Source organism: Brevundimonas sp., from assembly GCF_965279155.1.
In the GTDB taxonomy this organism is placed as follows: domain Bacteria; phylum Pseudomonadota; class Alphaproteobacteria; order Caulobacterales; family Caulobacteraceae; genus Brevundimonas.
On sequence record NZ_OZ257138.1, the window covers coordinates 808,828 to 822,072 of the forward strand.

Below are 13,245 nucleotides of genomic sequence, written 5' to 3' on the forward strand. Positions count from 1 at the left end.
GAGGATCTCTGGCCGCTCCTAGATCAGTCCCCGCAGCGCCTCGACGTTCACCCTCCCGGCTCGCTCCAACGTCAGTCGGCCGGACCAAGCGCGTCCTCTCCAAATACGGAAATGGCGCTCCAGACGGATCGTGGAGAACCGGCTATTCAGCGGCGTGCGCGCCCACGAGGACGAACAGGATCGTCGTCTTGCTTTCGGATTTGTTTCGCCACGCGTGGCGAACACCGCCCTGCACGAGCAGGTCGCCGGGTCCAAACCTGGTTTCAACCCCGTCGTCGAGTTCAAGCCAAACTTCGCCCTCAATAACGACTGCATAGTCGATGCTGTTGGTTCTGTGCATTCCGGGGGCGTCGGGTTCGAACGTATCGATCAGACCCTTCAGATAGATATTCGCCTCGGCCTCGTAGGCCTGTCCGTCAAAGCCGGGATCGGAGAAGACGCTATCTGGTGGAAACGTCACGGTCAGCAAACGTGTCTCGCCGGGAGCAGGCGCGACGATCAGTCCCGGCCGGGGTTCATCCTTGCCCGAGATCGGCAACGATGGCGTCGAGGACGTGGCCCAGACGACTGAGACCGCATGGCCCGGCCAGCCCGCGAAGTGATGGAAATGCGCCGGCGCGCCATCTTCCAGGACGACCGATTTCCCTGCCACGATCCCGGTAATAACGCGCCTCATGTCAACACTCCCGTTTCATGTATTCTCGCGCAGCCCCCGATGTCGGGCTGCGCGATATGGGCCGGCCAGCAAACACCGCTGGACGTAACGCCTTATAGTTTGAAGGGCTTCGCCTCCAGCTCGCGGGGCGGCGCCTGGTCGGTCATGGATGTGTCCACGGCCAGTGCGACTCCGACATCCGTGCCGATCGTGCGAAACACGAACCTCACCAGGTGATTTTGATCAGCTAGAGAATTCATACAAACGGATGGTTCTCTTCCAGGAACTGCTCAAGAGTGTAGGGCTCTGGCGCGTTCTCAAGTTTCTCGACCGGCGAGTTGGTGAAGGCGCTGGCCTCCATCCACCAACTACGGCGGGCCGGAACACCCCAGGCGCGATTGTGACGCAGGTAGGAGGCGTCCCATCGCAGAGGCTCCAGCTCGCTGTCCAATGTCTGGTAATGCGTATTGAACAGCTCGACCCGATGCCCGTCAGGGTCTCGGAAATAGACGTAAATCGCGTGCCCTGGTCCATGACGCCCCGGACCATGCTCGACACGGCTGCCAAACCCATGCGCGCCGGCGCTGTCGCAAGCATAGAAGAGATGCGAGATCTCGGGCACGCTGTAGGCGAAGTGGTGAAGCCGCGGGCCATCCCCCTTCCCGAAAACGATGTCGTGCGGATTGCCCTTTCGCTGCAAGAAAACAAAAACCAGATCGTCCGTACCGTCCCGCGCGACATATTCAGAAAGTCGGAAACCGAGGGTCTCGGTGTAGAATTGGGCGGCGCGCTGAACGTCGGTCACGACGAGTTGGTAGTGATCTATTCTTTGAGGCGTCGGCCCACGGCGACGAACGAAATCGACGATCTTGCGAGGCACGACGTCCATGTGGGCGCAGATTTCAAGTTGAGAGCCCACGACGTCCGTGAGGTGCAGCGTGCGCCCCTGGAACGGCAGATCGACCCACACCGCCGGCAGGCCTGCCTGGTCGAAAGCCCGTTTCAGACGTTCGAGGTCGTCCTCAGTATAGGTACGCATGCCGATCCGCTCTGCTCGCGGCTCCCCCACGGTCTGCTTCAGGACAAGACTGTGGTGACAGGCCTCCTCCACGCCCCGTAGATACAGTGTGGTTGCATCCTCATCGCTGACGACGAAACCTAATGCATCGACATAGAACGAGCGGCTGGCGGCTAGATCGCGAACGTTCAGCACGACATGACTGGTTCGGGTGATGTTGAAACCTGGAGCGGTGTTCGTAACTGGAATGCTCACGCAATCACCCTTCGAGATTTGGTCCTGTCCTGAAGGCGTCGCACACGCAGGGCCAGGCTTGATACAGTCTTCATCGGCCGGCCTGCGGAGGCACGATCACATAATTGCTGAACCCGCCGCTCCGGTTCTCGATATCGGAAAGGGCGGTATTGATCTCGTCGAGCGGAAAATGATGGTGCTCGAACACGGACAGGTCGAGCGTCTTGCGGTCCGCCATCTCGACGAGTTCTCGCCCATCGGCGGCGCTGAACCAGTTCGATCCGATGAATCCGTACTGAAAATCCATGAGCCAGCGGACATCGATCGGCAGTTCGCCCGCAGTGCCGCCCACATTGATGAGCTTTCCTCCGCGACGAAGACCGTTCATCGCGTCATGCATCACCGATACTGGCGTCCCCGGCCCCAAGGCGTCGATGACGAAATCCACACCGACACCGTTCGTGCGGTCCTTAACCCAGTCCGCGATCCCTCCGTCGTCGGTAGAAAAGACCTCGATGCGATCCGGTGCGATCGAGCGAACCCGTTCCAGCAGTTCGCGATTGCGTCCAGTCCCGAAAATCCGCGTCATGCCCATTGCCAGTCCCAACAAGACCGCCGGTAGGCCGAGGGTGCCGCTGCATCCATTGACGAGCATCGATTGGGCGGGCTTGGCGCCGGCCTGTTTCATCGCGCCGTATGCGGTGCCGATGTAGCCCAAGCGGGCCGCCTGTTCGAACGACACACTGTCGGGCAGCTTTACGAGAGCATACTGCGGAGCCGACATGAACTCGCAGAAACCGCCAAACGGATAGATGTCGTAGATCTTTTGACTTCCAGGACCGAAGCCGAAGTAGCCGTTGAAGGTATAGTATTCGCACAGAGTGCGCTGACCCTTCTGACACTGGTAGCATCCGCCGCACGAGCGTGCAGGATTCACATACACTCGGTCTCCTGGCGCGAACTCGATGACCTGGTCGCCGACCTCGACGATGCGTCCGGTCGGATCCAGGCCAAAGGTCGCCGGCAGCTTGGGCAAGGGAAGGTGCGGGCACCATTTGGGCCAGTTCGTGAGGATGTTGCCGAGATTGGGAACTATTCCACACGCCGCTATCTCTACGAGGACGTCGGTGGATCCGAGACGAGGTATCGGCACCTCGTCCACGACCATCGGTGCGCCCACCTCATGCATGCGAGCCGCCTTCATCATCCTGGGCACTCGGTCTCTCCCTTTTATCGACCGCGTCGTGTGCGGCGTTTGTTTGCATATTATGGGATGCTGAAACATTTTCGAAAATGCAAGCCCCTCTGTCTCACCGAGGAGCTTTATCGTGAATCTAGCTTGTGGGTCACTCGCCACAGCCGCACACCGCACCTCCACGTTTTCTCACGACAGTCGACTTTGGCGACCAGAGAATACGGTGGAAAATCGCACCTTGGGTGGTCGCATTGCGTGACCTGAGCGGCGCGAGGTCGCAGTTGCTCGGCTCACATTGAACTCACTCGTCGGCATTCGCAGAAAGTCTCGCGAGTAAACACATGCGCCGCCTCCGGATGTCCAGAACACATTCTGCAACGCGGTTCTCCACATACACCTGACTCGCAGGCGCCTCAGCTGACGGATTGCCAAAAGACGTCACGTCAAGGCCCCCTCAGAACGCTGCTGCCGCCGCCATTGTAAGGCTTGGGTCCATAGCCCATTGCACAGGGAAGCCGATCGTCAGGTCTTTATTTTCGAAATTTTATTGACGATGCAGGTGAGCCTAGGTAGGCCCGACAGATGCAGCGCCGAAGGTTCGACAACTCGACCGGCTGCATGCCTTGACTTTGATGCTGTGCAGCCCGTCGGCCGGCCATGCGGCCCAGTGCAAAGGGAGATGAGATGGACCTGGGTATTCAAGGCAAGATCGCGCTTGTTTGCGCCTCATCACAAGGCCTTGGTCTCGCGTGCGCCACGGCTCTCGCGCGAGAAGGCTGCACAGTCTTCATCAATGGGCGCGACGACACACGTCTAAAGGCGGCCCGGCAATCGATAGACGGACCCGTTTTCCCGATCGTAGCCGATCTCAACACGGAAGATGGGCGTGCACGGATCGTGGAGGCCTGCCCTGCGCCCGATATCCTGGTGAACAACAATGCCGGACCGCCGCCGGGCGCCTTGGCGGACTTCGATCATGACGCCTGGCTGTCCGCGCTGGAAGCAAACATGATCGCCCCCATCATGCTCATCAGGGCCTATGTGGATGGCATGCGAGAGCGACGGTTCGGCAGGATCGTCAACATCACCTCGGCCATGGTCAAGTCGCCGCGCCTTCACTTGGCCCTGTCAACGACGGCCAGGACAGGCCTCACAGCATTTTCCAAGGCGCTTTCGCGTGAGGTCGCCCCTGATAATGTCACGATCAACAATCTCCTGCCCGAACGCATCGACACCCCTCGCCAAGCCTTCATGGCTCAACGGATGATCGCCGCTCAGGGGATCACCCTCGCCCAGGCTCGCGATCAGATTGCCGACTCGATCGCCGCCAAACGATTTGGGGAGCCGTCCGAGTTCGCCGACGCCTGCGCATTTCTATGCAGCGCTCAGGCGGGCTTCATCTCGGGCCAGAACCTGCAACTTGACGGCGCCAGCTACACAGGTCTGTTCTAAGCTCTGCAGCAGACGCACGAAAACCGAAGCTGCCATACCGTCCTTATGTTTCCAGCATCGTTCAAGCGGGAAGCTGTCGATCAGTTCGCCAACAGCGGACTTGCCTCGTGCGCGGCGCCACAACAGGAGGTCATACCGTCTCCGGTGATGGTCAAAAGAAAGACTTGTGCGGCGCATCGGAAAAGACGCCGAAAGCTGGCGTGAGCTCCCGAATTATTCCCACTCGATGGTGCCGGGCGGCTTGGACGTCACGTCGTAGACCACCCGGTTCACGCCCCGGACCTCGTTGATGATGCGCGTCGCGGTCTTGCCCAGGACATCCCAAGGGAATTGGTAGAAGTCGGCGGTCATGCCGTCGGTGGAGGAGACGGCGCGCAGGGCCAGGACCTTTTCGTAGGTGCGGGCGTCGCCCATCACGCCCACCGTCTTCACGGGCAGCAGGACGGCAAAGGCCTGCCATATCTGGTCGTACAGGCCCGCCTTGCGGATCTCGTCCAGATAGATGGCGTCGGCCTGTTGCAGGGTCTCGACGGCGTCGGGCGTGATCTCGCCGGGGATGCGGATGGCTAGGCCCGGTCCGGGGAACGGATGACGGCCCACGAAGGCGTCGGTCAGGCCCAGTTCGCGACCCAGGGCGCGGACCTCGTCCTTGAACAGTTCGCGCAGGGGCTCGACCAGTTTCAGCTTCATATAGTCGGGCAGGCCGCCGACATTGTGGTGGCTCTTGATCACGTGGGCCTTGCCGCTGGACGAGGACACGCTCTCGATCACGTCGGGATAGAGGGTGCCCTGGGCCAGGAATTCGGCGCCCTCGATCTTGTTGGCCTCGCGGTCGAAGATCTCGATGAACACCCGGCCGATGATCTTGCGCTTGGTCTCCGGGTCCGACTGGCCCGCCAGCTCGCCCAGGAATTCCTTCGACGCATCAACATGCACCAGCGGGATGTTGTAGTGCTCTCGGAACAGGGTCGTGACCTGGGTCGCCTCGTCCTTGCGCAGCAGGCCGGTGTCCACAAAGACGCAGGTCAGCTGGTCGCCGATCGCCTCGTGGATCAGCACGGCGGCGACAGAGGAATCGACGCCGCCTGACAGACCGCAGATGACCTTGGCGTCGCCCACCTGTTCGCGGATCTGGGCGATCTTCTCGTCGCGATAGGCGGCCATGGTCCAGTCGCCCTTCAACCCGGCGATGCCGTGGGTGAAGTTCTTCAGCATCTGGTGGCCACGCGGCGTGTGCATGACCTCGGGGTGGAACTGCACGCCGTAGAAGCGGCGGGCCTCGTCGGCGATCACGGCATAGGGCGAACCGGCCGAGGACGCGACGACGTCGAAGCCTGCGGGGATGGCGACGATCTTGTCGCCGTGGCTCATCCAGACGGTCTCTTCCTCGCCGACCGGGGCCAGGTCGGCCAGCAGGGGCGACGTTTTCTCGACAGTGATCTCGGCGCGGCCGAACTCGCGCGTATGGCCGCCCTCGACCTTGCCGCCCAGCTGTTCGCACATGGTCATCTCGCCGTAGCAGATGCCCAGCACCGGCACCCCGGCCTCGAACACGGCTTGGGGTGCGCGGGGGCTGCCTTCCTCATGCACGCTCTCGGGACCGCCGGACAGGATGATGGCCGCCGGGTTCATCGCCGCCAGCGCGGCCTCGGCCTTCTGGAACGGATGGATCTCGCAATAAACGCTGGCCTCGCGCAGGCGGCGCGCGATCAGCTGCGTCACCTGACTGCCGAAATCGACGATGAGAACCTTCTGGTGCGGCGTGGTCATGGCGTGATCGAATCCGGGGAGAGATGGGCTGGGTCTTGGCCGTGTAAGGCCGGGATTTCAAGCGCGGCGAGGCCGTCGGCTTCCAGCACGGCGATCAGACGATCCAGCGCCGCGGCCAGGTTCTCGTCCACGTGATGCAAGGTGGAGGTCCAGTCCTCCAGCGCCTTCAACTCGGCGCGGCCGTCCGACACGCCGCGCAGGGCGATCAGGGGGACACCGAAGGTCTGGGCCGACCGGACCAGGGCCCAGGTCTCCATGTCCACCATCTCGGCGTCGATGGCGTCATAGGCGGCGCCGGAGACGACGTTCGCCCCTGTGGAAAGTGTGGCGGTCGGCACACCGGGGATCGGGCACGGCAGCGGCAGAATCGCAGGCTGGTCCAGCAGCGGCGTCACGCCCTTGGGAAAGCCCAGGGCGCTGGCGTCCATGTCGCGATAGGCGACGGAAGAGGCCTGATAGACGCAGGCGTGTTTCAGCACCCGCGACCCGCACGACCCCAGCGACACGATCAGGTCCGGCAGCTCGCCTGCTGCCTCCAGCCGCGCCAGGGCGGCGGCCAGGGCGACTGCGGCCTCGACCGGGCCGACACCGGTCATCAGCGGCTGGATGCGGGCCTGAAGATGCAGGCCATATTCGGCGGGCGCGGCCATGACGCACAGGACGGACACGGGTCCAAACCGGTGCAGGCCGTGGCTCACTTGCGCGACCCCGTCAGATAGGTGTTCTCAAGCCACAGGCTGCGCTCCGCCGTCCAGGTCAGCAGGCAGTCGGTCCGGGTGGCGGTCGCCGAAGCCGGGTCCGACTGATCCGCCGCGCGGCTGTCACAGGCCGCGTCGCGCGCCCGGATCCAGGCGCGTTGGCGGTCACGCAGTTGCAGCGTCTCGGCCCGGTCCAGACCCTGCCGCGCCGCACGATAAGTCGCATTCAGTTCGCGATCCGCGTCCGCCAGGGCATTGTCGCGACAGGTCTGAAAACCCGCGCCCTTGGACTGCGACTGGCAGATCAAATACGTATCCGAACGATCCTGAACCGCCATGGGGCCAGCGATCAGGGCCAGAACCAGCGACGCGATCATGCCGTGCGCTCGTACACGGCGGCGAAGAAGCCGTCGGTGTCGGCGGTGGCCGGCGACAAGCGCAGACGCGCGCCTGACGCCAATTCGGCGAACTTCGCCCGCGCGGCTTCGCTCAGTTGCGGCGCCGAGAGGACATCAGCGACGGCCACCGGGCGGAAGTCGGGGTTGGCGGCCTCGAAGGCGTCGGCGCTGGCCTCGTTCTCGCGCGCCAACATCGAACAGGTGACATAGACCAGACGCCCGCCCGGCTTCACCAGCTTGCCGGCCTGGCTCAGGATGCGGACCTGCAGGGCGTGCAGCTTCTCGACCTCTTCGACCGTCAGACGCCAGGCGTCCTCGGGGCGACGACGCCAGGTGCCCGAACCGGAGCAAGGCGCGTCTACGAAGACCAGATCGGCCTGGCCGTTGACCGCTTCCAGCCCGCCGCCGTTCTGGCCTATCAGGACCAGGTCCGCCTCGACGCCGGCGCGTTTCAGGCGAGGACGGATGTTCTCCAGCCGCTTGTTGACCACGTCGGCGGCGATCAGCTTGCCCTTTGTCATCCCGGAAACGGCGGAGCCGTTATCCGGGGCCGTCATGGCCTGGGCCAGACCCAGGGTCTTGCCGCCGCCGCCGGCGCAATAGTCCACCACCGTCGTGCCGGGTTGCGCGCCGGCCAGCCAGCAGACGACCTGGCTGCCTTCGTCCTGAATCTCGAACTTGCCGGCCTTGAATCCGTCCAGCGCCTGGATGTTGGGCGGCGGTTCCGACGGGACGCGCAGGCCCAGCGTGGACCAGGGCGTGCGCGAAACCTCAAGCCCGGCGGCCCGCAGCTCGGCTTCGACCTCTTCCACCGTAGCGGCCGCATCATTGACCCGCAGGTCGATGGGCGCGCGCGGCGTCATCAAGGCGTGGGCTTCCTCGGCCCAGCGGTCGCCGAAGGTGGCCTTGAAATCCTCGACCACGAACTCCGGCAGACCCGCCGCGACCCAGCCGGGCAGTTCGCCCTGCCCGCCCGTGATGCGACTGCGTTCCTGTTTCGACAGCGGGCGCGGGCCATAGCCATCGCCCGCGTGCAGGGCCTCGATCTCTTCCACCGACAGGCCGTCGATGGCGTGCAGCGAGCCGATCACCAGGGCCCGGCCGTCCTCGCGCCCCCCCATGATCCACGACAGCCGGCCGCGCGCGCGCAGCACCTTGTAGACATGATCGGCGATGGCCCGCCTATCCTTTGACCCGGCGTATCGGTTGGCGCCCCCCCAAGCCTTCAGGACGGTTTCGGCCGGTTGGCGGCCTTGGGCCATGGAGTCCAGGATAGAGGCGGCGGCGGCGAGACGGGCGGCTGGGGTCAATTCAGACTTTCAGTAAAAACAGGGACGCCAGGACCATGACCAGTCCCGCAAGCGAGACCACCCAGACCAGCGACCGGACATAGGGAACGCCAAAGGCGTAGAGCGGCACATAGACGACGCGCGCCCAGAAATAGAGCGCTGTCCCCCACACGGTCAGGGCACCGGCCGCGCCGATCACATGGGCGATCAGCACGGCGCCGATGAACAGCGGCAGAGTCTCGAACAGGTTGGCCTCGGCGCGCTCAAGACGGCCGGTCAGCGGCTTCTTCGCCGCCGGCGTCTCGTCGCGTGGACCCGCATTCCACTTCGAACCGAACTCGACCGTCCGCGCCCCGGCCGGCAGGAAGATCTGCACCAGCGCCAGGATCAGCGTCATCGCCAGATAGGTCAGTTCGGTCGTCATGGCCTTATCCTCCAAACCGTCATCCTAGGCCTTGTGCCTAGGATCCATAAACACCGACATCTGAGGTCGGAAACCAGCCGTCGAACACCGGGAGTATGGATCCTCGGGACAAGCCCGAGGATGACGGGCTAAAATACTATCCTTGCCGATAATTCGGCGCCTCGCGCGTGATCATCACGTCGTGGACGTGGCTCTCCCGCAGGCCCGCGCCGGTGATGCGCACGAAGCGCGCGCGCTCCTGGAAGTCCGCGATCGTGCCCGCGCCCACATAGCCCATCGAGGCGCGAAGCCCCCCGACCATCTGGTGCAGGACCGGGCTGATCGGCCCCTTGTACGGCGTCTGACCCTCGATGCCCTCGGGCACCAGCTTCTCGGACGAGACTTCCTTTTGGAAATACCGGTCCGCCGAGCCGCGCGCCATGGCGCCGACCGAACCCATGCCGCGATACGACTTGTAGGACCGACCTTGGTACAGGAAGACCTCGCCGGGGCTTTCGTCGGTGCCCGCGAACATCGAACCCATCATGGCCACGTTGGCGCCGGCCGCGATGGCCTTGGCCAGGTCGCCCGAATATTTGATGCCGCCGTCGGCGATGACCGAGGCGCCCGTGCCGCGTGCAGCCCGCGCGGAGTCCATCACGGCCGTCAGCTGCGGCACGCCCACGCCCGCGACGATACGAGTGGTGCAGATCGAGCCAGGACCGATCCCGACCTTCACCGCATCGGCGCCGGCGTCGATCAGGGCGCGCGTCGCGTCATAGGTGGCGACGTTGCCGGCGATGATCTGCAGCCGGTTGTTCTCGCGCTTGATGCGCTCCACCACCTGGGCGACCGAGGCCGAGTGGCCGTGGGCGGTGTCGATCACCACCACGTCGCAGCCCGCTTCGGCCAGGGCCATCGCCCGCTCATAACCGGCGTCGCCGACTGTCGAGGCCGCACCGACCAGCAGACGACCCTGGTCGTCCTTGGCCGCATGGGGGAAGGCCTGGGCCTTCTCGATGTCCTTCATGGTGATCAGACCGACGGCCCGATAATCCTCGTCTACCACGACGACGCGCTCGATCTTGCGGGTCTTCAGCAGTTCGCGCGCCTCGTCCCGACCGGCGCTCTCGCGCACCGTGATCAGGTCGCCGGTGGTCATCAGCGAGGCCGCCGTGACGTTCAGGTCGCTCTCGAACCGCATGTCGCGGTGGGTCAGCATCCCGACCAGCTTGCCGGTGGCCGGATCGACGACGGGGAAGCCGGTGATCTTCTTGCGCGCAACGATCTCGCGCACTTCGCCCAGCGTCGTCTGCGGGCCGACCGTCACCGGATTGACCACCATCCCGCTCTCATAACGCTTCACGGCGCGGACCTCGTCGGCCTGCTCCTCGATAGTCATGTTGCGGTGCAGAACGCCCAGTCCGCCGGACTGAGCCATGGCGATGGCCAGGCGGCTTTCCGTCACCGTGTCCATGGCCGAGGACAGCAGCGGGATGTTCAGTCTGATGTCGCGTGTCAGCTGGGTCGAGACATCGACCATCGCCGGCATGAACTCGGACGGGCCGGGTTCGAGCAAAACATCGTCGAAGGTCAGTCCTTCGCGTATCTCCATAGGGAGTCTCCGTTTTGCGGGCCGCGTATAACGGGCGGCGGGGGGCCACGGCAAGGGTCTTGCGGCTTATGGACCCAATAGATTTTATTGCTTTGCAACCGTCAGAGCCGAAATCCATTCTCCCGGCATGGTCGGCGTCATCCTCACCACCGCGCGCAAACTGGCTCTGAAGATCGCCAGCTATGGCGTCATGCACCTGGTCGTGGCGATCCTGGTGGCCTTCGCCATCACGCGCGATTGGCGCATCGCCCTGGCCGTCGGCATGGTCGAGCCGATCTTCCAGACCATCGCCTACACCGTCCACGACCGCGTCTGGCACAAGGTCGAGCGCCGACGGATGGCGTCCAACATCGAAGAGGCGACCGAGGCCTTCACCGCCCGCCTGGACATCATGTCGCCCGACGAACAACGGCGTTCGCACGACGCCCACGGTCATCGCGGCCACAGCCACGCCCTGCCCCGCTCCCTCAAACAGGTCGCGCTGAAGACCGTGACCTATGGCGTCATGCACTTCGCCGTCGCCGTCACGGTCGCCTACGCCCTGACCAACGACATCCGCACGGCTCTGGCCATCGGCATGATCGAACCGCTGGTTCAGACGGTATTCTTCACCCTGCACGACCGCATCTGGAACAGGATCGAGGACCGCAAGGCCCGCGCCTCCGTCGCCACGGCCTAAAGCCAGTCTATCTCGGCGCCATGCGGCTGGCAGATCGCCAAGCGGCGCGTCTCGCCGCCGGGCCAGATCGTCAGGTCCAGAAGGCCCGCTCTACGCGGTGTATTCCCTCAGTGCTCATGGCGCACCGGACGGAAACGAACTTCCGAAACCGGTATATCTCGCGCGGTTATGTCGTAGTCGATAAAAAATCGTCCGCCATTGTCGGTAAGCACCCGGAAGCAGTTCTCGGAGTATGTTCCGACTTGGGTGCAAATTCGACCGTCAGATACGCGATAGCGACCTTCGCTTCTTCCTCGCCCATGGACTTCATATCGACCTTCGGGAAAGAAAAACTGCGCTCGATCTCCAATGACTATACCGACATACTCTAGATAGACCCCGTCCAAGAGGTACGTGAGAACCTTTTTGGATACTGGCGACAGAGCGCTGGCTGAAGGCAACGGGGCAGTTTGAAGCGCCGCAGCCAAAACCAAGAACGACATCATTGGCTTTCTCCATTACGCGAGATTAGCGCTTGTTCAGCGCCACCAAGAAGACCTCGGCGCTGTTCTTGCGGCTCGATTCCGGCTTGACGTATTTCACCGTCTCGAACTCCTCGCGCAGCCGCGCCAGAACCCCTCCGGCATCGCCGCCCTGAAAGTTCTTGGACACGAAATTTCCGCCCGGCCGCAGCGTGCGGATTGCGAAGTCTGCGGCGATCTCGATCAGGGCGATGATCTTCAGGTGATCCGTCTGACGGTGGCCGACCGTATTGTGCGCCATGTCTGACAGCACCAGGTCCGGCGCCCCGCCGATGGCGTCGATCAGTTGCTGGTCCACGCCCGGATGGGTGAAGTCGGCCTGCAACAGCGTCGAACCGGGAATCGGCTCGATCATCAACAGGTCCACGCCCGCCACCGCGCCCGCCCCGCGATTGACCGCCACCTGGATCCAGCCGCCAGGCGCCGCGCCCAGGTCGATGACCTTAGAGCCGCGCTTGATCAGGCGGAATTTGTCGTCGATCTCGATCAGCTTGAAGGCCGCGCGCGAGCGCCAGCCCTCGGCTCGCGCCTTCTCCGACCATTTGTCGGCCAGCTGGCGTTTGATCCATTGCTGGCTCGACATGGACTTGGTGTCGGCCGTCTTCATCTTGGTGCCCATGCCGCGCCCGGCGGCGGTGCCGCCCGTGGGCGGTTTGACCATGCGGCGGCGTTCCCCAGACTTTTGATTCGCGGGCTTTTCGTCTTCACTCATCGTTCCCACATAGCCCCGACCGGCGTTGCGGGCTATGTCCCGCCTCAAATCAACCCCCAAGAGGACGACCGAAATGGCCGAAACCCTGACCTTCACCCTGGACACCGGCGACGGCGAAGCCCGCGACGTGGTCATCAAACTGCGCTCGGACCTGGCCCCCGGCCACGTCGAACGCATCACCGAACTGGCGTCGGAAGGCTTTTATGACGGCGTCGTCTTCCACCGCGTGATCCCCGGCTTCATGGCCCAGGGCGGCGATCCGACCGGCACCGGCACCTCCGGTTCCAAGAAGCCGAACCTGAAGGCCGAGTTCTCGGCCGAGCCGCACGTGCGCGGCGTCTGCTCGATGGCCCGGACGTCCGATCCCAACAGCGCCAACTCGCAGTTCTTCATCTGCCTGGACGACGCCACCTTCCTGGACCGCCAGTACACCGTCTGGGGCGAAGTCGAATCGGGCATGGAACACGTCGATGCCCTGCCCAAGGGCGAGCCGCCGCGCGCGCCCGGCAAGATCGTCAAGGCAACGGTCAACTAAGACGACAATCTTGACGTTTCCCGACGATGGCTTTCAGTTGCAAGACTGAGCCATCGTCGGGGGACGACATC

General features: G+C 63.7%; 13 protein-coding genes. 3 read left to right on the forward strand and 10 right to left on the reverse strand.

Annotated features, from left to right (window positions below; translation table 11 throughout):
• Positions 1–142 precede the first annotated feature (142 nt).
• The 3 genes from ACQY72_RS04010 to ACQY72_RS04020 form a co-directional block, all read right to left on the reverse strand.
• Positions 143–676 carry a cupin domain-containing protein gene (locus ACQY72_RS04010; protein WP_428155933.1) on the reverse strand — a complete coding sequence of 178 codons (534 nt, stop codon included), beginning with the start codon at positions 674–676 and terminating at the stop codon, positions 143–145.
• 235 nt (positions 677–911) lie between these two features.
• Entirely contained in the window at positions 912–1,928 is a 1,017-nt protein-coding gene (locus ACQY72_RS04015; protein ID WP_428155935.1) for a VOC family protein, read from the reverse strand.
• A gap of 70 nt (positions 1,929–1,998) precedes the next feature.
• Complete coding sequence (locus ACQY72_RS04020; RefSeq protein ID WP_428155937.1) at positions 1,999–3,096, reverse strand: alcohol dehydrogenase catalytic domain-containing protein; 1,098 nt, start codon at positions 3,094–3,096, stop codon at positions 1,999–2,001.
• A 690-nt stretch (positions 3,097–3,786) separates the two neighbouring features.
• On the opposite strand from ACQY72_RS04020, the gene ACQY72_RS04025 reads away from it, so the two are divergent.
• Positions 3,787–4,554 carry an SDR family oxidoreductase gene (locus ACQY72_RS04025; RefSeq protein ID WP_428155938.1) on the forward strand — a complete coding sequence of 256 codons (768 nt, stop codon included), beginning with the start codon at positions 3,787–3,789 and terminating at the stop codon, positions 4,552–4,554.
• 213 nt (positions 4,555–4,767) lie between these two features.
• Here ACQY72_RS04025 and guaA read toward each other — a convergent pair whose 3' ends face one another.
• The 6 genes from guaA to guaB form a co-directional block, all read right to left on the reverse strand.
• Positions 4,768–6,324, reverse strand: coding sequence for a glutamine-hydrolyzing GMP synthase (gene guaA, locus ACQY72_RS04030; RefSeq protein ID WP_428155940.1), 1,557 nt, complete (start codon positions 6,322–6,324; stop codon positions 4,768–4,770).
• Complete coding sequence (locus ACQY72_RS04035) at positions 6,321–7,022, reverse strand: 5'-methylthioadenosine/S-adenosylhomocysteine nucleosidase (protein ID WP_428155942.1); 702 nt, start codon at positions 7,020–7,022, stop codon at positions 6,321–6,323. The genes guaA and ACQY72_RS04035 overlap by 4 nt, the downstream gene beginning before the upstream one ends.
• Positions 7,019–7,399: a lysozyme inhibitor LprI family protein gene (locus tag ACQY72_RS04040; protein ID WP_428155944.1), complete on the reverse strand. Its 381-nt coding sequence runs from the start codon at positions 7,397–7,399 to the stop codon at positions 7,019–7,021. The genes ACQY72_RS04035 and ACQY72_RS04040 overlap by 4 nt, the downstream gene beginning before the upstream one ends.
• A complete protein-coding gene (locus ACQY72_RS04045) occupies positions 7,396–8,730 on the reverse strand; it encodes an RsmB/NOP family class I SAM-dependent RNA methyltransferase (protein ID WP_428155946.1) in 1,335 nt (444 codons plus the stop codon). Before ACQY72_RS04045 ends, ACQY72_RS04040 begins: the two co-directional genes overlap by 4 nt.
• Before the next feature lies 1 nt (position 8,731).
• Positions 8,732–9,133, reverse strand: coding sequence for an MAPEG family protein (locus tag ACQY72_RS04050; protein ID WP_428155947.1), 402 nt, complete (start codon positions 9,131–9,133; stop codon positions 8,732–8,734).
• Positions 9,134–9,269: 136 nt separating this feature from the next.
• Entirely contained in the window at positions 9,270–10,727 is a 1,458-nt protein-coding gene (gene guaB / locus ACQY72_RS04055; RefSeq protein ID WP_428155949.1) for an IMP dehydrogenase, read from the reverse strand.
• A gap of 127 nt (positions 10,728–10,854) precedes the next feature.
• On the opposite strand from guaB, the gene ACQY72_RS04060 reads away from it, so the two are divergent.
• Positions 10,855–11,406, forward strand: a complete 552-nt coding sequence (locus ACQY72_RS04060) for a DUF2061 domain-containing protein (protein WP_428155951.1) — start codon at positions 10,855–10,857, stop codon at positions 11,404–11,406.
• Between the two features lie 507 nt (positions 11,407–11,913).
• Here the strand turns inward: ACQY72_RS04060 and ACQY72_RS04065 are convergent.
• Positions 11,914–12,639, reverse strand: coding sequence for an RlmE family RNA methyltransferase (locus ACQY72_RS04065; protein ID WP_428155953.1), 726 nt, complete (start codon positions 12,637–12,639; stop codon positions 11,914–11,916).
• Between the two features lie 73 nt (positions 12,640–12,712).
• Here ACQY72_RS04065 and ACQY72_RS04070 point away from each other — a divergent pair, with 73 nt between their 5' ends.
• Complete coding sequence (locus ACQY72_RS04070) at positions 12,713–13,174, forward strand: peptidylprolyl isomerase (protein WP_428155955.1); 462 nt, start codon at positions 12,713–12,715, stop codon at positions 13,172–13,174.
• The last annotated feature ends 71 nt before the right edge of the window (positions 13,175–13,245 follow it).